The sequence below is a fragment of the Chryseobacterium capnotolerans genome (assembly GCF_021278965.1).
Classification (GTDB): Bacteria; Bacteroidota; Bacteroidia; order Flavobacteriales; family Weeksellaceae; genus Chryseobacterium; species Chryseobacterium capnotolerans.
In genome coordinates this window covers 1,140,207-1,161,771 of the sequence record NZ_CP065589.1, presented here as the reverse complement: position 1 = coordinate 1,161,771, position 21,565 = coordinate 1,140,207, and the positions used below count along the sequence as shown (strand labels likewise).

The 21,565-nt window shown below is 33.2% G+C and carries 21 protein-coding genes; 16 read left to right on the top strand and 5 right to left on the bottom strand.

Features of this window, described 5'->3' with window-relative positions; genetic code table 11:
• Positions 1-2: 2 nt before the first annotated feature.
• From H5J24_RS05480 to H5J24_RS05430, 11 genes are all read left to right on the top strand, one after another.
• Positions 3-740, top strand: a complete 738-nt coding sequence (locus H5J24_RS05480; RefSeq protein ID WP_232816104.1) for a condensation domain-containing protein — start codon at positions 3-5, stop codon at positions 738-740.
• 23 nt (positions 741-763) lie between these two features.
• Complete coding sequence (locus H5J24_RS05475) at positions 764-1,273, top strand: WS/DGAT domain-containing protein (RefSeq protein WP_232816103.1); 510 nt, start codon at positions 764-766, stop codon at positions 1,271-1,273.
• Positions 1,270-2,520 (top strand): condensation domain-containing protein, encoded by a 1,251-nt coding sequence (locus H5J24_RS05470; protein WP_068944052.1) that lies wholly within the window; start codon positions 1,270-1,272, stop codon positions 2,518-2,520. Before H5J24_RS05475 ends, H5J24_RS05470 begins: the two co-directional genes overlap by 4 nt.
• Positions 2,517-3,053, top strand: coding sequence for a hypothetical protein (locus H5J24_RS05465; protein WP_068944053.1), 537 nt, complete (start codon positions 2,517-2,519; stop codon positions 3,051-3,053). The genes H5J24_RS05470 and H5J24_RS05465 overlap by 4 nt, the downstream gene beginning before the upstream one ends.
• A gap of 433 nt (positions 3,054-3,486) precedes the next feature.
• Positions 3,487-4,554, top strand: a complete 1,068-nt coding sequence (locus H5J24_RS05460; RefSeq protein ID WP_068944054.1) for a DNA cytosine methyltransferase — start codon at positions 3,487-3,489, stop codon at positions 4,552-4,554.
• A complete protein-coding gene (locus tag H5J24_RS05455; RefSeq protein WP_068944055.1) occupies positions 4,541-7,531 on the top strand; it encodes an ATP-binding protein in 2,991 nt (996 codons plus the stop codon). Before H5J24_RS05460 ends, H5J24_RS05455 begins: the two co-directional genes overlap by 14 nt.
• Positions 7,524-9,128 carry a response regulator receiver domain gene (locus H5J24_RS05450; protein ID WP_068944056.1) on the top strand — a complete coding sequence of 535 codons (1,605 nt, stop codon included), beginning with the start codon at positions 7,524-7,526 and terminating at the stop codon, positions 9,126-9,128. Before H5J24_RS05455 ends, H5J24_RS05450 begins: the two co-directional genes overlap by 8 nt.
• A gap of 65 nt (positions 9,129-9,193) precedes the next feature.
• Positions 9,194-9,406, top strand: a complete 213-nt coding sequence (locus H5J24_RS05445) for an ATP-binding protein (RefSeq protein ID WP_232816102.1) — start codon at positions 9,194-9,196, stop codon at positions 9,404-9,406.
• Positions 9,388-9,564, top strand: a complete 177-nt coding sequence (locus tag H5J24_RS05440; RefSeq protein WP_232816101.1) for an ATP-binding protein — start codon at positions 9,388-9,390, stop codon at positions 9,562-9,564. The genes H5J24_RS05445 and H5J24_RS05440 overlap by 19 nt, the downstream gene beginning before the upstream one ends.
• Positions 9,565-9,932: 368 nt before the next feature.
• Positions 9,933-10,223 carry a hypothetical protein gene (locus H5J24_RS05435; protein WP_232816100.1) on the top strand — a complete coding sequence of 97 codons (291 nt, stop codon included), beginning with the start codon at positions 9,933-9,935 and terminating at the stop codon, positions 10,221-10,223.
• Positions 10,186-10,776, top strand: a complete 591-nt coding sequence (locus H5J24_RS05430) for a TIGR02391 family protein (protein ID WP_232816099.1) — start codon at positions 10,186-10,188, stop codon at positions 10,774-10,776. Before H5J24_RS05435 ends, H5J24_RS05430 begins: the two co-directional genes overlap by 38 nt.
• 337 nt (positions 10,777-11,113) lie before the next feature.
• On the opposite strand, the gene H5J24_RS05425 is transcribed toward H5J24_RS05430, so the two are convergent.
• Positions 11,114-12,109 carry an HNH endonuclease gene (locus tag H5J24_RS05425; RefSeq protein ID WP_068944058.1) on the bottom strand — a complete coding sequence of 332 codons (996 nt, stop codon included), beginning with the start codon at positions 12,107-12,109 and terminating at the stop codon, positions 11,114-11,116.
• A gap of 49 nt (positions 12,110-12,158) precedes the next feature.
• Between H5J24_RS05425 and H5J24_RS05420 the strand changes: the two genes are divergently transcribed.
• Positions 12,159-12,587, top strand: a complete 429-nt coding sequence (locus H5J24_RS05420) for a very short patch repair endonuclease (RefSeq protein ID WP_068944059.1) — start codon at positions 12,159-12,161, stop codon at positions 12,585-12,587.
• A 63-nt stretch (positions 12,588-12,650) separates the two neighbouring features.
• Here H5J24_RS05420 and H5J24_RS05415 read toward each other — a convergent pair whose 3' ends face one another.
• Positions 12,651-13,058 carry a helix-turn-helix domain-containing protein gene (locus H5J24_RS05415; protein ID WP_068944060.1) on the bottom strand — a complete coding sequence of 136 codons (408 nt, stop codon included), beginning with the start codon at positions 13,056-13,058 and terminating at the stop codon, positions 12,651-12,653.
• A gap of 670 nt (positions 13,059-13,728) precedes the next feature.
• Between H5J24_RS05415 and H5J24_RS05410 the strand changes: the two genes are divergently transcribed.
• The gene (locus H5J24_RS05410) at positions 13,729-14,862 is read left to right on the top strand and encodes a 1-acyl-sn-glycerol-3-phosphate acyltransferase (RefSeq protein WP_068944062.1); all 1,134 of its coding nucleotides are present in this window, start codon (positions 13,729-13,731) and stop codon (positions 14,860-14,862) included.
• 480 nt (positions 14,863-15,342) lie between these two features.
• Here H5J24_RS05410 and H5J24_RS05405 read toward each other — a convergent pair whose 3' ends face one another.
• On the bottom strand, positions 15,343-16,602 hold the full coding sequence (locus H5J24_RS05405; RefSeq protein ID WP_141395713.1) for a hypothetical protein: 1,260 nt from the start codon (positions 16,600-16,602) through the stop codon (positions 15,343-15,345).
• An 85-nt stretch (positions 16,603-16,687) separates the two neighbouring features.
• Here H5J24_RS05405 and H5J24_RS05400 point away from each other — a divergent pair, with 85 nt between their 5' ends.
• The 3 genes from H5J24_RS05400 (at position 16,688) to H5J24_RS05390 (ending at position 18,724) form a co-directional block, all read left to right on the top strand.
• Positions 16,688-17,527 (top strand): WG repeat-containing protein, encoded by an 840-nt coding sequence (locus tag H5J24_RS05400; protein WP_068944064.1) that lies wholly within the window; start codon positions 16,688-16,690, stop codon positions 17,525-17,527.
• Positions 17,528-17,550: 23 nt separating this feature from the next.
• Positions 17,551-17,982 (top strand): hypothetical protein, encoded by a 432-nt coding sequence (locus H5J24_RS05395; RefSeq protein ID WP_068944065.1) that lies wholly within the window; start codon positions 17,551-17,553, stop codon positions 17,980-17,982.
• 196 nt (positions 17,983-18,178) lie between these two features.
• Positions 18,179-18,724, top strand: a complete 546-nt coding sequence (locus H5J24_RS05390; protein WP_068944066.1) for a hypothetical protein — start codon at positions 18,179-18,181, stop codon at positions 18,722-18,724.
• Positions 18,725-19,100: 376 nt separating this feature from the next.
• On the opposite strand, the gene H5J24_RS05385 is transcribed toward H5J24_RS05390, so the two are convergent.
• Both H5J24_RS05385 and H5J24_RS05380 read right to left on the bottom strand, forming a co-directional pair.
• Positions 19,101-20,423: a serine hydrolase domain-containing protein gene (locus tag H5J24_RS05385; RefSeq protein ID WP_232816098.1), complete on the bottom strand. Its 1,323-nt coding sequence runs from the start codon at positions 20,421-20,423 to the stop codon at positions 19,101-19,103.
• Between the two features lie 251 nt (positions 20,424-20,674).
• Positions 20,675-21,259, bottom strand: a complete 585-nt coding sequence (locus H5J24_RS05380) for a helix-turn-helix domain-containing protein (protein WP_068944069.1) — start codon at positions 21,257-21,259, stop codon at positions 20,675-20,677.
• Positions 21,260-21,565: the final 306 nt, after the last annotated feature.

Below are 21,565 nucleotides of genomic sequence, written 5' to 3'. Positions count from 1 at the left end.
CTATGAAAAGAAGATTGTTATTTGGCGAACGAATGTTACTGGGAGACGGAACAGAACCGTTCAATGCGGTGATCCCTTTCAGACTCAGAGGTACCTTTGCATTAAAGGATATCCAGCAGGCTTTGGCTCAAATCCAGAAAAAGCATCCGTGGTTAAAAGCGTTGATCGCTCACGATGAGAAAAACATTCCTTGGTTTGATGTTCCTGAAAACCCAATTTCCATTCCGGTACGTATCGTTGCCCGAAAAAGCGAGGATCACTGGCAGGAAGAATCCAGAAGAGAATGGAATACCTTATTTGACCCTAAAAAATTACCCCTGATCCGATTTGTCTGGCTTAAGGGAGAAAACGTTTCTGACATGCTTTTTGCGTTCCACCATTGTTTATGCGATGGTGGTTCTGCAATGGCTTTTCTCAACGAATTTTTAAAAGTACTGGATAATCCCAATGCAGATATTGGAATAGAAAACCCTATTTTAGGTATTGAGGATGTAGTTCCAGCAAATATTTTAAACAGCCGAAAGCAAAAATTAAAAGCCAAATTCATTGGAAGATTAGCCGCTACAGCTATTAAGGTTATTCCTACTGGTAAAAAATCTATTGACCGTCAAAATGATTATTTAATCAGTTGGAAAGTAGATGAAACCATAAGCCAACAGTTGATTTCCTATTGCAAATCCAATGGTGCTACCGTGAACACGTTTTTAAGTGCTGCTTTGCTTCAGGCTTTCAAAAAGTAAAAGGAACCGGAGCTTTTAATAAAGTGTCCTGTCCTGTAGATATCAGACGTTTTGCCACCCAGGTGAAAAACGACCATATTTTTGCTTTTGGATTGATGATTGTGGTTTCTGCTAACGAAAAGCTGAGCTTTATAGAAAATTTACATGCTATGCAGGCTTCTGTAGAGCGTAAAACCTCTAAGCTTGATCCTTATATTACCATGATGGTGATGGAATCCGGGCATGATGCGCTGAATAATTTCACCAAACTTTTAAAGAACGGAAAATCCTCTAACGACTGTATGTTTTCCAATCTGGGGCGCATTCAGATTCCTCATGAGTATAAAGAATTCTCTGTAGATACTATTTTCAGCCCGTCTGTAATTGGTCCGTTGGGGAATACCACCACAATGGTAGTTTCTACCTACCGTGGAAAAATGGATTTTTCATTTGTAGGAAGTGAAGGGTATTTGCCTTATACGGAGGCTCTCGCCATCCGTGATGAAGTCATGAAGATCATTAAAACTCAACTGGAATATATAGCCGTATCATGATCAAAAGAAAACTAATGATGGTGGAAAGGATCATGTATGTAGATCCCGAAACACCCGTAAACTGTATATTTACCGCTAAAATAAAAGGAGAACTTCCGGAGCAGAACTTTAAAACTGCTCTGGAAAAAATCCAGCAGAAACATGCGTTGCTAAGAGTGGTTATAGACTCTAAAACTGAGAAATATCCTTTTTTTATAGAAGAAAAAGAGATTGCTCCTATCCCACTCCGCATTGTAGAAAGAAAAACCGATGAAGACTGGTTGACAGAGTCTCAAAAAGAATGGAAAATCTTATTTGAGGAAGAAAAAACACCGCTTGCCCGTGTAGTCTGGGTAAGAGGACAGGATGTTTCTGAAGTATTTTGGGCCATCCCTCATTGTATTTCAGATGGAACCACAGGAGTAACTTTAATGAAGGAACTTCTTCAGCTTTTGGACAATCCTGCTTTAGAATTAGAACCTTATGAGGCTTTCACTTCCGTAGATGAATTTTTACCTTCCAACTTTAATGTAAAAAGTAAAAAATTCAAAGCCAAACTTTATCTGACCTTCGCCAGGTTCTTCTTTATGTTACAGCAAAAAAGTAAAAAGAGAAACCTTGGAAAAGACTATGTTCTTCACCAGAAACTGGATCCGGCAACCACAGCCCAAATTACGGAGAGATGCAAAGCTAACGGCGTTTCCGTACATGCTTTATTGTGTTCCGCGTTTATGCAGGCTTTCCAGGAAATAAAAGGGAAAGACGCCAAAGGTAAGGTCATCAGTCCGGTGGATGTCCGTCATTTTATTCCCGAGATCAAAGAAGATCATTTATTTGCTTTTGCTCCAACGGTTGACCTTGCGATTAAAAAAGGAAGCTCCGATCTGTTGAACAATGCCAGACAGATTAAAAAAGACCTTGTTCAGAAAATAGGAAAAATGGAAGCCCGCGAACTGCTGTGGATGGGTGAGCAGATGCACCCGATTGTTGACCGTATGATCTCCATGCTTAAATCAAGCAATGGAGGCCATGATGTAACCTTATCCAATATGGGCAGAATCAACATCCCCAACGATTATAAAAACTTCAGTGTAGAAACCATCTTCAGTCCAACCGTAGCATTTCCCTGGTTGAACTCAAACACTTTGGTGACAAGTACGTACAACCATCAGATGGATTTTATATTTTTGTCCAACGAAGACTTCCTTCCCAAAGCCGAAGCCGCTACAATAAAAGAGAAAGCCATAGCGCTTATGACCACCTCATGAAATTGAAATTTAAGCCGAAGCCGCCTAAAAAGCTCAAAAAAACTACCCTTAAACGCTTTCTCATCAAGCGTACGATTTACTATGTCCTTCCGAATGTATTTTTCAATTTCATCATCGCCTATGCCAGCTTCAAAGAATTAGGCTACACCCATTTTTTCTCCGGCGAACAAAACCTGGCCCGCCTTACCCTACCCATGGCCCTGTTTCTCCCCGTTGTCCTCACCATAGACATCATCAAAAGAGTCACAGATGCCGCCGGACAAGGCGCCATTGAGTTTACCGTAGATGAAGCGTTGAATATTAATAAGCTAATGACCAAGCTGAGTATTCTGCATGGAGTGATTACCTGTTCCTTGGTGTTAGCAATGCTTTTTTTAGGACAGTATAATTTTTCTAAGGATTATAAGCTGGATGCTACGGCGATGGCTGTTGTTGTGGGAACACTAGCTGGGATTTTGTCTGTGGTGTTTGTGTATTTGCCGGTTAAAAAATTGAAAAAATATTTATATCCACAAGTAGAAATAATTTCTTAAGAATAAAATATCGGTCCAAAATAAAAAAATACTTACTTATCTAAAGTAAGTATTTTTGTATAATTCAAAGCATGTTGATAAAAAGCAAAAAATTTATATATTTGTAAATAACCATTGAAAAATAAAAACATGTTACAAATAGATCTCATACAACTACTGTATAAAATTCCAAATAAATTTCCTTGAATTTTTAACTCACTATCAATCTCATTATTTGTTATTTGATATTAGAAAATATAGGAAATTCCACAAATTACTTACGGTTTTCCGTAGTAGATATAAAATAAAACTACATAATATTGTTATCAAAGGTTGAAATATTACAATCATGTTATATTCAATTGATTACAAACCGATTAACTATCATTTTATGTAATTTTTATTTTGTATATTTTTGCAATTACTAATAATTTCAAAATAGTAAATTAAATTAATGTCCGACAAAAAAATTAAAGCTGTTGATTTCTTCTGCTCTGGGGGTGGAATGAGTTGTGGTATGCAACAAGCAGGAATTGAAATAATAGCAGGAATTGATCATGATATCTCTTGTAAAAAAACTTATGAAGCTAATATTAAAGGTGCAGAGTTTATTCATGCTGATGTATTTGAACTAAAAGAAGAAACTCTTGAAGAAACGTTAAAACTTAAAAAAAATGATGATAATCTATTACTAATAGGTTGCAGTCCATGTCAGTTTTGGAGTATTATCAATACTGATAAGAAAAAGTCTAACAAGTCAAAAGATTTACTAAAAGAATTCAGACGTTTTGTAGAATATTTTAACCCTGGCCATGTAGTCGTGGAAAATGTTCCTGGGGTTTTAAAGCGACAACATGAAAGTGGCTTGGAAAACTTTATAGTTTGGCTTCGTACAAACGGATATGCAGTTCATGCAAATATTCATGAGGTAAGCAATTATGGAGTACCTCAACATCGTAAAAGATTCACCCTAATCGCAAATAGATTAAGTACTAAAGAACTTCAACCTATAGCGCTAAATACAAAAAAAGTTACTGTCAGAGATGTTTTAGGTGAACATAATGGTTTTCCAAAGGTAAACCATGGACATAAAGATAAATCTGAATTTATGCATTCGGTTGCCGGGTTGAGTGAACTTAACCTTGAAAGACTTAGTTTAACTCCACATAATGGAGGAACTAGGTTGTCTTATGTTTATGACAAAAGACTAGCTGCACCTTGTCACTATAAAAAGATAAATGGATTTAAAGACATTTATGGTAGAATGTATTGGGATAAACCCTCTCCAACAATAACTACAAAATTTTTCAGCTTTTCTAATGGTAGATTTGCTCATCCTGAAGAAGATCGTGCTATATCTTTGAGAGAAGGGGCTACTCTTCAGTCCTTTCCAAAAACTTATAAATTTATTGGTAATAGTACTGAAAGTATTGCAAGAATGATTGGCAATGCAGTGCCCCCAACTTATGCAAAAGCTATTGGGAAGGCAATAATTCAAAATTATATCAATGGCAAAATTTAAAACAAGAGCTAGAGCACTAGATTTACTAGGGAGACAGCAAATTGCTGGTATCCCAACAGCTATTAACGAGCTTATTAAGAATGCTCACGATGCATATGCTGATAAGTTTGATATAGATTTTATACGTAAAGAAAATTTACTTATACTAAGAGATGATGGCCTAGGAATGACCAGAGATGAATTTGAATCCAGATGGCTTACTATTGGTACTGAAAGTAAATTTATTAATTCAAAAACTGCACTTCCTCCTACTGATAACACAAAACCTTCTAGACCAATTATGGGAGAGAAAGGTATAGGTAGGCTTGCAATTGCTTCAATAGGAAAACAAGTTTTAATAATTACTAAAGCAAAAAACAGAAAAGAAAAACATAAAATTGTAGTAATTCTAATTAATTGGGAAATATTTGAATTACCTGGAATTAATCTTGAAGATATAGTAATACCTATAAAAGAATTTGATGTATTACCGAATGAAAATGACATTAATGAATTAAAACAAGAAGTCCAAGAATCTCTTGAAAGTCTTTTAGACAAAAATATCATTTCTGGGAGAGATTTCTCCAAGATTTCAGAAACAGTAAACTCTTTACAAGTTAATCCAAAAGATTTAAATGATAAACTTGTTAGTGATTTCAATATTGAACAATCTGATAGAGGTGGAACTTTCTTTTACATATCTCCCGTTAGCGAAAATTTACTATTCGATATTGATGGTGACAAAGGTTCCAAGGATGCAACCAAAATAGAAAAAATGTTGATTGGATTCCATAATACGATGACACCTAATCATCCAAAACCTATTATAGACATAAATTTTAGGGATTACAAAGGTGATGATAACTTATATATTAATCTAATTGATAAAGAGCAATTTTTCACTCCTGATGAATTTGAATTAGCAGATCATCATTTTAAAGGTAAGTTTGATGAATTCGGTCAATTTAAAGGTGATATTCAAATATATAGAGAAAAAAAATTCGATCATATTGTAAATTGGTCCGGTAATAATTTGAAACCTACAGACTGTGGAGGTTTTGAAATTAATCTTGCTTATGTTCAAGGACAACTAAAAGATTCAGTAGTTGATTTAGAAAATTGGAATAGATTAACAGCAAAGACTGAAAAGTTTGGAGGACTTTACATTTATAAAGATAATATAAGAGTACTTCCATACGGTGATTCTGATTATGATTTTTTAGATATAGAAAAAAACCGTTCTAAAAGAGCTTCAACTTACTTTTTCTCTTATAGAAGAATGTTTGGAACAATAAATATTTCTCATAATGGAAACTATAAATTAGTAGAAAAAGCAGGTAGAGAAGGATTTATTGAGAATAAAGCATACAGACAATTACAAGCTATCCTAAAAAACTTTTTTATACAATTAGCTGCTGATTTTTTTGATATCCAAAGTAAAACACCACAATCAGAGTTTTATAATGAGAAAAAAAATGAACGTAATAATCTTTACAAAGCACTTGAAAGACGTGATAAATTAGCTAAAGGAAAAAAAGAGAATTTTGTAAAAGCTTTGGATCTTTTTTTTAAAAAACTGAATGAAAATAAATATGAAAAAGATATTAATTTAATTCTCGATGAAGCTCAAATTCAACTCAATACGGTAATATATATTAAAGATTTGGAGGAGGCTAGTCAAAAAGTAATTGACGTTGAATTTGAAACGAGACAAAAACTATCAGAATATAAAAGAAGTATTACTGTTACCAGTCCGAAAGGGTTTACTATTTCCAAAAGTGTAAGAATTGATTTTGATACCTACCTGTCTGAATATAGAATATTGGAAGAGACACTATTTAGAAATGCTATAACAGAAGTAGATAAAATAATTTCTAATTATAGTGAAAAACTAAATTTAGAAATAAGCAAAAGAAAACGTTTAGAACAAGCTGTTGAATTTATCTCTACTGAAGCAGTAAAGGTTAATACTAAAAAACGAATAGAAACAAATGAGATTGTTACTGATGTTTCACAAAAAATAAAAGAAGTGACAGGACAACTCATGATTGATCTAGATTATCAAATTCGATCCGTAAAAGATAAATTCAAGAACCTAAGTATCAATGAAACTGATGATTTTGATTTGGTCGAAGAACGAAAAAGGATGGAGGATGAAATCGAGATGATTAGCCAAAGAAATACTCATATAATGGATCGTATTATCCGTCAATTTGAAAGCTTTTATATTGAAAAAGATAATGACGGTAATATTATTACAAACGATCAGATTTCTGATGCTCTAGCAGAAGAATTAGATGATCTGAGAGAGCGTGTACAAGCTGATATTGAATTAAGTCAGTTAGGTTTAGCAGTAGGAATATTACATCACGAATTTAGTAGCACTGTTAAATCAATTAGAAGTAGTATTAAGGATTTAAAAGCTTGGTCAGATGTAAATGAACAATTAGACGGGGTTTACAATAATATTAAAGTAAGTTTTGAACATTTAGATGGCTATTTAAATCTTTTTACACCTTTAAATAGGCGTTTAAATAGAAGAAGAGAAGATATTGGATTATTGGAGATCAAAACTTTCCTTATTGACTTATTTAAATCTCGCTTTGAACGTCATAATATTCAATTTAAACATACGAAAGCTTTTGCGAGCCATAAGCTATTTGGTTTTCGTTCTACATTTTATCCGGTATTTGTTAATCTCATTGATAATGCCATCTATTGGTTAAATCAAAGTAATACTGAAGAAAAGATTATAAGGTTACATGCTGATGATACTGGAGTTTATATATCTAATAATGGAATAGAAATCAATATTCAGGATCAAGACAGGATATTTATTATGGGATTTTCTCGTAAAAATCATGGTAGAGGAATGGGGTTGAGTATCAGTCAGGAGGTTCTCAATGCTGAGAACTACAGCTTATCTGTAGTTTCTCCTCGAGAGAAAAGCACAGTTACTTTTAAAATAACAAGAATTCAAACACAAGATAATGACTAATACCTTTTTTGAAAAATCAAAAGAAATAGCTAACGACTATATCCAAAATATAGTATTCCTAGACGATAGAGCTTATAAAATTAAAGATGAAGCAAAGCCAAATAATGATCTGGATGTAGCAAAAATTTCAAAACATTTCGCAAAAGAAAAGAAAATCTGTGCGGTTTACCAACCTGAATCAGAGCAAGATATTGAATATTTTAAAGCTGTTTCAAATAAATCCGACATAATTGTATTAGATTGGGAAATAAACTTCCCTAAAGATTTAAAACCTGGAACGGAAGATGAAGATGATGAAGATGAACCAAGAGGAGTTTATACAAAGTCCATTATCCAATCATCATTATTTGAAGATGGGCAAACTAATAAATCATTAAAAATGATTTTAGTATATACTGGTGATTATACAATTCTAAAAGATATTCTTCATGAAATTTATGATGAAGTGTTTGCTTCAAATGAAAATTATATTTTAGATGACGAAAATTTATCAATCAAATCGGCAGAATTTAAAGTTTTAGTTAGGTCTAAAAAAGTTGAAATTAATAATGAATCTAACAAGATATATGAAAAACATATGCTTAACTATGAAAATTTGCCTAGATTCATAATCGAAGAATTTAGTAATATGACATCGGGGTTATTACCAAATTTTGCATTAGCATCTTTAACAACTTTAAGAAAAAACTCCAGTAAAATACTTGGTCTTTTCGCAAAAGAAATGGATAGTGCATATATGGCCCATAAAGCTACGATTCCAAAACAAGAGGATTCAGAAGAATTGCTAATAGAATTGTTTGGTGATAGCGTAAAGGATTTACTCTTTTATGCCAACATTAATAGCTTTATAAAAGACGAATTAGTAGACTCGTGGATAGAAGGAAATATCCTTGAAGAAGAATACATCATTGGACAAAAAAAACTGACAAGATCTGTTGCTCTACTTAAAGAATTGGTTTCTTCCACTGAAGAGAATGTAGAAGAAAGATTTAATAGTGTTTTAGGGGAGACTCTTTCGAAAAATGAAAAGAAAGGAATTTTAAATAATTGTACAGTCTTATTTATTAATGATATTAACCATGCCAATACAGAAAATTCTAATAAAAGATTTTCAAAGCTGGCCCATCATAAAAGTCTTTTTTTACCCAAAAATATAGAACCAAAACTCACATTAGGTTCTTTATTAAAAAGTACAAAATATGATGCTTACTATATTTGTATACAACAAAAGTGTGACAGTGTAAGAATTCCAAAAGATGCAGAAAGAAAATTTTTATTCATACCATTAAAAGTGTCAACTGATAAGTTTGATATACTAACTCCAGATGGTATTAAATTAAAAAGACTCAAGGATTCGTTTTCTATTAGAACAATTAAATTTATTTGTTCCAATGATCATGGAATGGTGATAGCTCAGGAAAATGAAAATGGAGAATATGTTTTTCAACAAAAATATGACACAGCTGATGATGAACATTTTATTTGGGTACTTGACTTAAAAGATTTGCATTCGCAGCGTATGATTATTGATTATACTTCACAATTATCAAGAGTTGGTCTTAATGAGTCTGAGTGGCACAGAAAACAGCTAAGCTAGCAATAATTAAACATTCAAAATTTTTTTTGAAGTATTATTTAGGAATAAAAAGAAAAAACTAATATATGAGTGAAGACAAATTATCAATGAAATTTGAGGCTAATACTATCCAGCACCTTGGTGTTAAGATGTATTCAACAATGCCTCCCGCTCTAGCAGAATTAATTGCGAATGCATATGATGCATGTGCAACTGAAGTTCATATAAAGCTATATGATAAAGAAGAAAAAAAGTCATTGTGCAAGATAATGGCACTGGGATGTCTTTTGATGAAGTAAACAATTATTTCCTCAGAATAGGAAGAAATAGACGTGAAGAAAATCAAGAATCTCAGTGTGGAAGAATTCCAACCGGAAAAAAAGGGCTAGGTAAATTAGCTCTTTTTGGCATTGGTGATAAGATAACAATATCTACTTCCAAAGAAAAAAAAATGTAAATTTTGACCTTGACTGGAATGAGATATTAGATACAACAGGTAAGGATTATGAACCTACTTTTCAAATACTAGAACATTCTGATGAGAGCAGTGGAACCACAATTACGTTAACTGATCTAAGAAGAAAAACAGGTTTCCCAATAGAAGATTACGCTGATAATATTGCTAAATTATTTGATTTTAAAGATGACTTTATTATATATATATCACTAAATGATAGAGAACCTATTAAAATAGATAGTAAAACAAAATATCAAAATATCGTAGCTGAATTTGAGTGGGACTTTCAAGATATCGTAAATATTAATGACAAAGAATACGGAGAAAAAGAAGAAATTAAAGGATCAATTATTACGACTGAAAAACCTTTGAAAGCTAATTTACGAGGTATAACACTATTTGCAAATGGTAGAATGGTTAATATACCTGAATTTTTTGGACCATCCGAATCCAGTCATTTTTATTCATATGCAACAGGATGGTTAAATATTGATTTTATTGATAATTGGGAAGAAGATGTAATTTCAACCAATAGGCAATCCATAGACTGGGAAAACTCAAAAACATCTGAATTACGTAATTATTTGGCTTCTTGCTTATCTATAATTGAGAGAAAATGGCGTGAATCACGTAAAGAAAAAAAAACAAAATGCAATTAGTGAAAAAATTAATCTTAATGTAGGGCAGTGGATTGAAAAGCTACCAGAGAATGCAAAAGGTCAAGTAGAAGACATTGTTAATCTATTAGATGAAACTCCTGAATTGTCAGAAAATACTCAACAAAGAGTTATTCACATAATCCATAGCCTAGTTCCAGAATATGCAAACTTACACTGGAGATATCTTCATCCAGAAATTAGAAACGCAGCAGAAGCAGATTATATTAGAAATGATTTTTATAGAGCATTTATTGAGGCAGTTAAAAGGTATATAAATTCAGTAAGAACAAAGTCAAAAAGCACAAACATATCTGATCACGGCATGATGGGTTCTGAATTTGGTTTAGGTAAAGTTTTACAAGTAGCTGCTAAATTTAATAAACCCGATGGTTCTAAATTTCATTCGGATACCTACAAATGTATTGAAGATGGACAAAAATATTTATCTATGGGAATTGTAACTGGTGCTAGAAATCCTATTTCTCATGAAGAAATTGGTGATTTGCGAGACTCTGGGCTTTTTTACAGAAAAGGATTGTTTAGATATGCTTAGCTTGCTATCTCACCTATTTAAAAGATTGGAAGACGCTGATCCTGTTCCATAATTATCTTTAAATTCCATCTATAATAAGAACAAATCAAGTATCTTGAATTCAAATGATTTACTTATTTCGTTATATTTATCTTCTTATCTTAATTAGATACAACAATGATATATCCTACAGAAAAAATAGAAAGTTTCTCATTCTACTCTTATACAATGAGAAACTTTCTATTTTTTGAATCATAAACAACAATTAATAATAGCTGTTTGAATTGTGCCAAACCATAATTTTCTTATAATAACCATTTCATAACGGATTGATTTTAATTAAAACTAATTAATACTACTAATACTGAAAGAGATTCCACCTGGAAAGTAAAGCATCTTTTGAAGGTGTTTTTTTTCCAATTATTATTTTTTGATTTTCGAATATTCTATACTCTGTATCTAATAAAGTATTTGAAATAGCAAGTGTAAGTGTATAGGGATTTATAGTAATAAGATTAAGATCAAACAAGGTATGTATATCCGCTCTAAGCAAAAGGCCATTCTCTGGATGATTGTCATTTATTCCACGATAAGGATTGATATGTGCAGCTTCAAGAATATCAATTATTTTACACCCGGTCACAATACATGTATTATTGTATCTTTTAAGTAATTTATTTCTAAAATCTTGCTGTCCTCTACGAAGTTTTATAGCACGTAAAACACTACCTCTTTCATCTTTATTATTATTTATATAGGGCTCATCAGTATCTTTTATATAACCCTCTTCTTTCTTTAATGTAGGATAGGAATTTAATAGCTTTGCTTTAATATGAATAAACAACTCTATAACAGCTGGATTCAGTCGTTGCATAGACATATTTTGATTATAACCATTCATATAAAAAGGACGAAGTAATTTAAGAGTATGATCTTTATTATTATTTTCAATAAAAAATGTAAAGAAAGCTGTATACCTATCAACATCCCTTACTTTCTCAATCGGAACTTCGAACTCATGCCCTTTATTACAGCGGTATTTAGGTCTTTTTGTTTTACGCGTATCTATAGTTGTTCCTTGGCACTTTGGACAACGTCGGATTGTCTTTGTACTAGGTGAAATATTAATGTGTCCTATTGTTGCAAAACCTAGTATCTTTTCCTTATCTATCAAAATCACAAAATCATCAGAACTAATTTGTTTTGAGTTAGGAACGAGGCTGTCATAATTATAGTACTCTTCTAATTTATCATTATAGCTATCAATAGTTTGAAAAGAACGATCTTTATCCTCAATAATCGTTTTAAGTACCCAATACCTTTTCGTATCCTCAAAAATTTCGTCTTTCAACATATATGATTCAAATAATTCTTAAATTGTAATTAATTATACAAATATAATAATGTCTGACATCTTTTCATCTGAAAAACGTTCTGAAATCATGTCCAAGATTTCCGGAAAAGAAACAAAGCCGGAAATTTTGGTAAGAAAATATTTATTTGCTAATGGATTTAGATATAGAAAAAATGATAAACGTTTTCCAGGAAAACCTGATATTGTTCTTCCAAAATATAAAACTATAATTTTTATAAACGGATGCTTTTGGCATGGACATAAGAACTGTAAAAAAGCCAAACTACCCGAAACTAGGAAAGAATTTTGGGAAAATAAGATAAATAGCAATATTATACGGGACCAACAAAATATTGATTATTTGGAATCAATAGGATGGTCAGTAATAGTAATATGGCAATGTACGTTAGGAAAAGACAAAGAGCATACATTGTCAAATTTGGTTGATAAAATACATAATAACAAGCCATCATTATAGACTTTATTATTCGTTAACATAAAAAAGGTTCAGCATATGCTGAACCTTTTTCTATATCTTAAGTTATCCCTTCTCAATCAACCTCTCCAATCTCCCCATCATCTCATCTTTCTCCTTCAGCATCCTTTCATAGAGTTCCATCTTTTCTTCATGCAATTTTTTTATTTCATCAATAGGACTAAAGTTGAAAGTTGAATTTGGATTTCCAACACAAGCATTATCACCAAACGTATTAGAAATAATATTTACCGCCTGCTCCTCATCAAAATTCTGAAATGCTTCCACCGGGATTTTCAATACTTCAGAAATTCTTTTCAGTAAAGGGTCTTCAATAATTTCTTTCTGCTCCAGCAGAGAAACTTTCTTCTGGTTCCAGTCGTCCCCAAGGTCAAAAGCCAGTGCTTCCTGCTTGATGCCCAGCATTTCTCTGAATCGTTTTACATTGCGTCCCTGATGTATTTTATGTTCCATGATAAATCAACATTTATGAGGTTTAAATATAGAAAAATAATTGTGAAAATTGGCTCTTAAACCAATATAATTATAATCTTCATTCTCTGCTTTTCATCTTTAAATCCACTCCTAAAAGACCTAAAAATTCTTTAAATCCATATTTATAGTTTGTTTTTAGAAAATTTACGCTTTCCCGTAAGCAAAAGCTAAAGGTTTTTCTTATCATTGCTACTTCTAATGAATTATTTGTTTTCCTATTGGATGAAACAAATAAACTAAATTCCATGAAAACCAAATGTCAGTTATAGAAACATCTACAAATTATTTCGAACGTCTTATATAATCTGATGAGTTTTATTTCCAAAAAGGAAAAGACGCATTACAGGAATGGTTATATCTTTCTTTATCTAATGAAGAACAAATAGAGTTACAAAAGCTTTTAGGTGACTATAAAACTTTTGCTGAAATAAAGGAAGAACATCCATGTTTTCGGATAAAGGAAATCTCCGATTTTCATCTTAAATACCTTAATAACTTCACTATTCTTAATGGTTAAAAAGACATTTAATAAAAATCACCACATGATTTCTCTAATTCCTACGCCCATCATAATACTTTAACAACCTTTATACCCCATCCCCAGATAAATTTTCGTTCTTTTGCAAAAAGTTTTAATTTTTACCATAACATGTCTAAGTTTGATGAAATCCGGTATTTTCATGATCAGGAAGTGAATGAAAGATTGCAGAGCATAGCCCGTGATCCGATGATGAAAGCGCTCATGAACTTTACTTTTCCCGGTGTGGATGAGCAGGTTTGGCTGGAACAGTTTAAAAATGTGCATTCCATAAGTGATTTCCAGCATCAGTTTGTAGCGTATGCCGTTCGTCAGATTCTTGCCAAAAGTTCTGAAGGTTTAACGACTTCTGGCTTTGATAAGCTGGATAAAAATACGTCCTACCTTTACATTTCGAATCACAGGGATATTGTACTGGATACTTCCCTGCTTAACCTTGTTTTGTTGGAAAGTGGCCATATTATGACGGCTTCAGCCATTGGTGACAATCTTGTGAAAAGAAACTTTTTGAATGTACTGGCTAAGCTGAACCGTAATTTCTTAGTTCAAAGAGGATTATCAATTCGTGAGCAGCTTAAGAGTTCACAGACCATGTCTGAGTATATTGATATGCTATTACACGAAGAAAACCGTTCCGTATGGATTGCCCAGCGTGAAGGCCGTGCTAAAGACGGGAATGATGCTACCCAACAAGGGGTTTTAAAAATGCTGGCCATGGCAGCGGGAGATCAGTCATTAATAGATTATTTTAAAACATTAAAGATCGTTCCTATCTCTATTTCCTATGAATATGATCCTACCGATTCTTTAAAAATGCCTCAATTATTGGCACAACACAGAGAAGAGGCATACATTAAAGGGAAAAACGAAGACTTCAACACCATACTCAGCGGAATTTTAGGACAAAAGAAAAGAATTCATATCCATGCCGGTGATGTTATTGATACAGAATTGGATCATATTGCCGCTACCGTTGAGAATAAAAACAAGCAGCTGCAGGCTATTGTACAGTTGATTGATGATTCTATCATTAAGAATTACAAGCTTTGGCCTACGAAATATATAGCCTACGATCTAATCAACAATACAGACACCTATGCTTCTCAATATACAGAGCAGGAAAAACAGCTGTTTATCCGAAGATTAGAAATGCGTATAGATCCGTCTGATCCTGTTTCTAAAGAATATTTCCTGGCGATGTACGCGAATCCTTTGGTGAATAAATTAAAAGCGGAAGAAAAGTAGTTTCTTTAACCACAAATTTGCTCAGATCTACACAGATTTTAATATAAAAACTGAAAATATTTTTAGCCACTAATGCACGAATAAAAAAATGATTTGTGAATTCGTGGCTAAAAAATTAAGAGATTTTATAAACGCAAAGGTTTTTTCTTCATTCCGTAATATTTAAAGGGAGCAAAGAGTGGAATCAATGAAATTGATTCTTATTAAGCATACGTTTAACCATAAAGCTTCTTCAGCGACAAAGTCGCCATGCTTAGCTTCCTTAAAATATTCCATCATTCCTCTTAAAACTTTGCGTTTCAAAAAGAATAATTTTAAACCACAAGTTTGCCCGGATCTACACAGATTTTAATACAAAAATTTCGAAATACTTAAAGATATTTTTTGGCCCCTAATTCACGAATTTTTTATTCATTCGTGCATTAGTGGACAAAATCAAACCAAGAGTATTACCCATTAGAGGTTTGCAAAGATACTTTACTATCGTCTTTGCTGAACACTTACAGATACCACTTTCCCAGTGCCATCATAGGTAATTACTTTTCCTTCACAATTACTATTCAATGTTGAGACAGATTTGTTTTGAACTTTTCCATTGGCCATCACTGTAAATACTTGTTTTCCATCGATCGTCTTCACTGTATTTTCAGAATGTATTTTCCCTTCTTTATCTTCGATGGTTAGTTTTGAATACATTCTTTTTTTATCAGAATCATATTGATAAGTATTAATGACAGGAGATTCTCCTTTGTGAATGCTTTCTTCTTTTAAAACTCTCCCAAGATTATCATAAGTATAATGGATCTCCCGTTTCATTTTGTTCTCTTTATTGAAATCATATTTTACATTTACCTGTCCTTTTGTATTAAGATGAAACTCTTCCCTATCTCCATAATTTGAATGAATGATGAACTGATCCGGCAGATACTTGAAATTAAGCTTCATTTCCCTCTTACCATTCTGAGAACTGACTATAGAATCCAATAACCCTACTGTATTGAGGTAATATTTTTGAACATTTTCAAGCCCTTCCCTTGTGTATACATACTCCAGCATTCTTCCGTTTCTGTAGGTAACATGGGAACTATAGCTTATATGTTGTTGTTTTTCATCTGAGTAAATGATGTTTTGAAACTGTCCGTTACAGTTCCCCCCATCTTCAAAGGAGAGCAAAGGGTAATAGACCGTATTGCTGTGATTGATAATGCGATCTGCATATTTTTGGTCCGGTGAGAAAGAAGCGGCATCAATAGATTTCCACGTGTTAGAAGCTCCTTTTTCAGCATTCTTATTTTCTTTATCCGCTTCCTGCTTCTTTTTCAGGTCTTCGGATAAGTATTTTTTCACCAAATGTTCATAATTTTTGGGATTGTAATCAATAATGGGTTCATTGTTTCCATCAAATACAATCATCGCCGTTCGTTTCGGAAAGTCTTGGATATTGACAAACCATGTAGTCGTACCATTGGAAAATTTAAAAGTTTTAGCATTGGTTCTGGCTATCATTACCCTATCTGTAGCTCCTCCAAATAGCCTGTAAAGACGGTCTGCCACTTCTTGATGTCTGCGGATATGATCTTCAGACGCTGTAATCTTTTCATTCTCTACAAAAAACAGGGCCTTGGAAGGTTTTGAGATCCCAAAATCTGCTTTATCTTCCGGAGCAGCCAGCCTGACCACTTTTGGAGAACACGAGCTCATCAACAAAAACAGGAGTATAGAAGAGAATATTTTCATCATGATTAATCTTATTTTAAAAATACAAAAAATAGGATGAATAAAATCCCCCCAATAATGTGTACTTTTAAGATGTACTACAATCAAAATGAAAAAAATAATAGTTTCGATCCTTTTATTGGCTCCCTGCCTTTTGTTCAATGCTCAACAATACAATGAGCTGTACCCATTGAAAAATGCCAGCGGATCTATTGGCTACTATCTTTCTGATGGCACCAATATCATCCCGCCTCAGTTTTGTTCAGCAACCTACAATACGGATGGCTATTATTTAGTTTCGAAAGCGGACCATGAATATGACGAATCTGGAAGAAGAAACGAAGAACACATTCCCGGTACAGAAAAGTATGGCATTCTGAACAGTAAAGGCGAATGGGTCATAGGTTTAGACAATACTTACAGTTCAATAGGGATCTCCAGTGGGTTTATAAAGGTGACTAAAAATGACCTCAGTGGTATTGTGGATGACAACAATAAGATATTGATTCCCATAGAATATGAAAATCTGGATCCGATGTACAGTACGCTTATTTCTGCAAAAAAGAACGGCAAAAAAGGATTGATAAATATTGAAAACAAGACTCTTGTTCCATTTCTGTATGATGAAATTCATGGGTTTCATTTTATGAATGATAAAAACCAGTTTTATGCTATTGTAAGAATCGGAGATCAATACGGAGTGGTCAATAACAACGGACAATATATCATCAACTTAAGTGATACTGAGCTGGTGTCTCTAACCGATACTACCATTATTATCCGAAAAAATGGTTTATTTGGGCTATCAGATTTCCAGATGAAAATCATTATCCCTTTAGAATATAATGATGCCTATCTTTATGGTCGGGAATTATTTTTTCAGAAAAAGGATGTCAACTTTTACTTCAGCCCAGCAGGAAAGCTGTTGAGAAAAGAAAAAGCAGATTAAAAAACTGATTTAATTTAAACTAAATGAAACATCATAAACTATTCTTTATTGCATTAATTTCAGGAGTTTTTCTGTCTTCGGCACAGACTTTAACCTCCTCTGAGATCTGGTATAAACTTATTGAAAACAAGACTAATACTGACAGCATTTTAACCCAAAAGGGATTTAAAATGATGTATTCGGGACCGAAGAAACTTGGCGGCCATCTTTCCTGCTATTTTAATAAAAAAGCTGATGAGTGGTTATTCATCCACGATAATGAACAATGGCAGACCACCAATGTTTCTTATCTCCTCCCTACTTTACAAAAATATCGGAATAATCAAGTTGAAAAGAAACTTCTATTACAAGGTGAAGAGGTAAATCCAATGGGCAAGACCTATCATGAAAATAAGGCTTATTACCATCTTGTTTATACTTTTGAAAAATATAAAACACCTCCCGCAGCAGAATAAATATAAACTGAATACCCTACAGAAGCTGGAAGTTACCATTTAATCAACCTTGATTTCCAGTTTACAATAAGGTTAACCAATAGTATTTTAATACAGAACCAGACATTAACCACATTTCAAGGAACTCCCCTCTTCCAGCTCCCATCCTTCAACTCTATTAAACTTAAAACCTTATCTTCGCAAAAAATTTGACAATATGAAAAAAATGATATTTCTGGCTTCGGCTGTTCTTGTACTCAATTCCTGCGTGGTAAGAACTGCTACCAAAGTGGTGTCAGGAGCTGTAAATATAGGCTACAAGGCTGTAAAAGGAACGGTGAATGGGATTAGCTGGGCAGTAAGCAAAGCAAAAGGTAAAATAGATGAAGACCGTTTAGATGGAACCTGGAAGGTAGTGGGCGTTTACAAAGGTTCTTTCGAAGATTTTACTAAAGATCAGAATCCGGAAAGTACATTTTCTTCTGAATGTGCAGGCGGCTTTGACCAAATGATCTTTAAGGCTAAAAAATCTAAGTTTAAACCCGTGCATTGTAGTACGGATAAAGAAGATTGGGTAAAATACTCATTGGAATTCGGGAAAAACCCGATCACCAAAGAGAAAGAAAACTATATTGAATACAATTCCAATAATTATATTTCAGTGATTGACGTTAACAGTAAGACGATGGTTCTGGAAGGTAATCTGATGCCTAAGTTGGCATTTTCCGGTGCTAAATTATATCTTTTGGAAAAGGTAAAATAAAAATAACAAAGCCTGTCTTCATAATGAATGACAGGCTTTCTATTGATTTTAAAACACAAAGATTTATTTATAATCCGTTATGCTTTTAAGGAAGCAAAGAGGGAATCAATTGTATTGATTCTTTCTAAGCTGATGGATAACTTTGCTTTCATTTTTCATATCACGCAGATTAAGCAGAATAAAATGCGCGATCTGTTTGATCTACTAGTAAATATAAAAGAATCATTTGAAAATATCTTTCTTACTGAGAATCTTTGATTCTCTTGCGCCTTAAAGCAACATGATATTTTAAACTCTTTGCGCCATTGCGTTTTCCAACATAATACAGATGATTGTTTAAAAAACAATATAATCTCCCAGATCTGAATGAAAAAACTTAGCGATTCTCTATATCAGCAATTTTCTTTCCTTCTTTACCAAGATAATGAATAACCAGCTTTTCATAGACTTTATAACCATCATCTACATTGGTAAATATCAGAATTCCTTTCCCTGATTTTGGGAACACAAAAGCAATACATCTTGTTCCCTGATCTGCTCCGCCATGAGATAAAGCATATTCACCATTACCCAGATCATAAATTTCAAAACCTAGCCCAAAATACTTACTTTCTTTCGTTTTCACCTGTTTTTTGATCATTTCCTGAAATATTTCAGGCTTCAGATTTTTTCCTTTCATCACACTCACCATAAAGTTTCCATAATCCCCGATTGTAGTATGCAAATCGTCCGCAGCATTGGCTTTTTTATTTTTTTCTATTGGATAGGGTTTTCCGTCTGTATTATATCCGATTGCAAATCTTGATTCATCGGTATTCTGATCCCAGATATAGTTGGTCTCTTTCATTTGTAAGGGTTGAAAGATTAATTCCTGAGCAAGTTGATCCAACGTTTTTTTGAATTTATTTTCTAAGGCTTTTCGCAGATATTCAAAACCTTCTCCCGAATATTGATATTGTGTTCCTGGTTCAAACTGAAAGTTCAGTTTTTTATCAGGATTCATCCACCTCCAATTGGGAAATCCTGTTTGGTGGGAAAGAATGAGCCTTGTTGTTATCTTTTTATGTCTTGAATCATTCGCAACATCCGGATCTGTCCAATAAGTATCAAGAGGCTCATCTAAATTCCATTTTCCAAGGCTTATCAAGCGTAATGCAACCATTGCTGTAACGGGTTTGGTAAGGGAAGCTACATTGAAATAGGTATTAAAAGGAGCTGGACTCCCCTTTTGAATGTCCCCAAAAACTTTGATCTGCTTAAGTTCTCCGCCTTCGATAATTCCCAGCCCTAGAGTTGGGATTTTATTTTCCTTCAACCAGTTTTCTATTTCCTGATCGTTATTAAAAACAGTTTCCTGATCGATTGTTTCTTTAGCATGATGATCAAAACTCAGTGATCTGGAGAGTTTCCAGTCTCCATTTTCCAACAGCCAGAAATTGGTAAACCTGGCTTCTCCAACTAATTTTTCGGGTTGGTTTCTTTCTTTTTCATAGAACAAATGATCTCCATTCTGAACAGCGGCATATACTTTTCCACCTTTATACATTGGAAAAATCTGAGTGCTTTTATCAACCAAAACTCTTTTAGCATGATAAACATCGGGAGCTTTACACAGACCGTTTTTAAAATCAGTAATGAATTTTTTCTTATCTGAAAAGCCATCTTTATCGTGATAAAACTCAAAATTTTCACTGAGCATATCCTCAGTTTGTTTAAGATTACAAGTATTGAATCCTACTGAAAAAAGCAGACTATCCTTCGACATAATAACCCGATAAAGAGGATCTTTTTTGGGTAATTGCGCCTGAATAGAATTAAAAAGAAAGGTTAAAAAAGAAGTGCCAATGAAGCTGTCTTTGTCATGATTAAATTTTTGACAAAGATTATATTTCCATCTGTTTCGAAACGAAAAATGAACCCGACAAAAACCCGACAAAATGACGACAAGTTTTATATCATACTGAATTTCAATCGAAAATACAATTTCTTATTACGATCAATTTCTGCAGCATTGCGAAGAATAATAAAAATATTAGAGAGCACAATCACGATCATAAGAACCAAAGTAAATGTTCTTCCCAGCTTTAAAAATATACCCAGCATGAATACAATCGGTGCCATCACTGTCCATATCATCTGGATTGAAATGATCTGGCGAGCCAGACTATTTCTCTGCTTCATCGTAAACATCAGAATAAGGGGAACGAGAATATTCAATGGTGGTAATAGGGTAAATAATAAAGATGAAAGATTGATGATCTTAATAAGAGAATAATTGATATCAGGTTGCAGTTCTTCCTTCATCTCTGGAATACTTTCATTCTTTTCCTCATCAATCATATCAGGAATTATAATAATATCCTGCAACGAAGTTTCCTCTATTTCCAATGCTTGGGCCAGAGCTCTTAGAGTGTGTCCTTTCGGTTCTGTACCTGCTTCAATCCTTTGAATGGTTCTTACAGAAATCTTCGACTTTTCTGAAAGTTCTTCCTGGGTCAGATTTTTCTGTTCTCTTGCAGCTTTTAGTTTAGACATGACAAAGATTGCGGGGAATGTATTCTCAATTAATTTTCGACCGCTAATTTACAGTTTTTTAAGAATTAATATTTCTTTATCTGAGAACAGAAAATCGTTTTTAATTCATACAATTAAAATCCGGAACAGTTTTTATGCTGTCCCGGATTTCGGTGTATAGTCATATAAAACTTAGGTACGTGATTATCGCGCTGCAAAACTCAGAATAAAGTCTCCTATAGGAAACCGTAGAAATACGGATTTTAATTTGTCGGTATCACTTTGATTTTAACCCTTTCAGGAGGGCTGAGTTGCTATTAACTCTGC

Coding starts and splice junctions, on each gene's coding strand:
- H5J24_RS05450 (WP_068944056.1), top strand. CDS start 7,524: ATGACTAATACCTTTTTTGAAAAATCAAAAGAAATAGCTAACGACTAT.
- H5J24_RS05385 (WP_232816098.1), bottom strand. CDS start 20,423: ATGCTCAGTGAAAATTTTGAGTTTTATCACGATAAAGATGGCTTTTCA.
- H5J24_RS05440 (WP_232816101.1), top strand. CDS start 9,388: ATGTCTTTTGATGAAGTAAACAATTATTTCCTCAGAATAGGAAGAAAT.
- H5J24_RS05480 (WP_232816104.1), top strand. CDS start 3: ATGAAAAGAAGATTGTTATTTGGCGAACGAATGTTACTGGGAGACGGA.
- H5J24_RS05455 (WP_068944055.1), top strand. CDS start 4,541: ATGGCAAAATTTAAAACAAGAGCTAGAGCACTAGATTTACTAGGGAGA.
- H5J24_RS05425 (WP_068944058.1), bottom strand. CDS start 12,109: ATGTTGAAAGACGAAATTTTTGAGGATACGAAAAGGTATTGGGTACTT.
- H5J24_RS05460 (WP_068944054.1), top strand. CDS start 3,487: ATGTCCGACAAAAAAATTAAAGCTGTTGATTTCTTCTGCTCTGGGGGT.
- H5J24_RS05390 (WP_068944066.1), top strand. CDS start 18,179: ATGAAAAAAATGATATTTCTGGCTTCGGCTGTTCTTGTACTCAATTCC.
- H5J24_RS05415 (WP_068944060.1), bottom strand. CDS start 13,058: ATGGAACATAAAATACATCAGGGACGCAATGTAAAACGATTCAGAGAA.
- H5J24_RS05470 (WP_068944052.1), top strand. CDS start 1,270: ATGATCAAAAGAAAACTAATGATGGTGGAAAGGATCATGTATGTAGAT.
- H5J24_RS05410 (WP_068944062.1), top strand. CDS start 13,729: ATGTCTAAGTTTGATGAAATCCGGTATTTTCATGATCAGGAAGTGAAT.
- H5J24_RS05380 (WP_068944069.1), bottom strand. CDS start 21,259: ATGTCTAAACTAAAAGCTGCAAGAGAACAGAAAAATCTGACCCAGGAA.
- H5J24_RS05400 (WP_068944064.1), top strand. CDS start 16,688: ATGAAAAAAATAATAGTTTCGATCCTTTTATTGGCTCCCTGCCTTTTG.
- H5J24_RS05405 (WP_141395713.1), bottom strand. CDS start 16,602: ATGATGAAAATATTCTCTTCTATACTCCTGTTTTTGTTGATGAGCTCG.
- H5J24_RS05420 (WP_068944059.1), top strand. CDS start 12,159: ATGTCTGACATCTTTTCATCTGAAAAACGTTCTGAAATCATGTCCAAG.
- H5J24_RS05395 (WP_068944065.1), top strand. CDS start 17,551: ATGAAACATCATAAACTATTCTTTATTGCATTAATTTCAGGAGTTTTT.
- H5J24_RS05465 (WP_068944053.1), top strand. CDS start 2,517: ATGAAATTGAAATTTAAGCCGAAGCCGCCTAAAAAGCTCAAAAAAACT.
- H5J24_RS05445 (WP_232816102.1), top strand. CDS start 9,194: ATGAGTGAAGACAAATTATCAATGAAATTTGAGGCTAATACTATCCAG.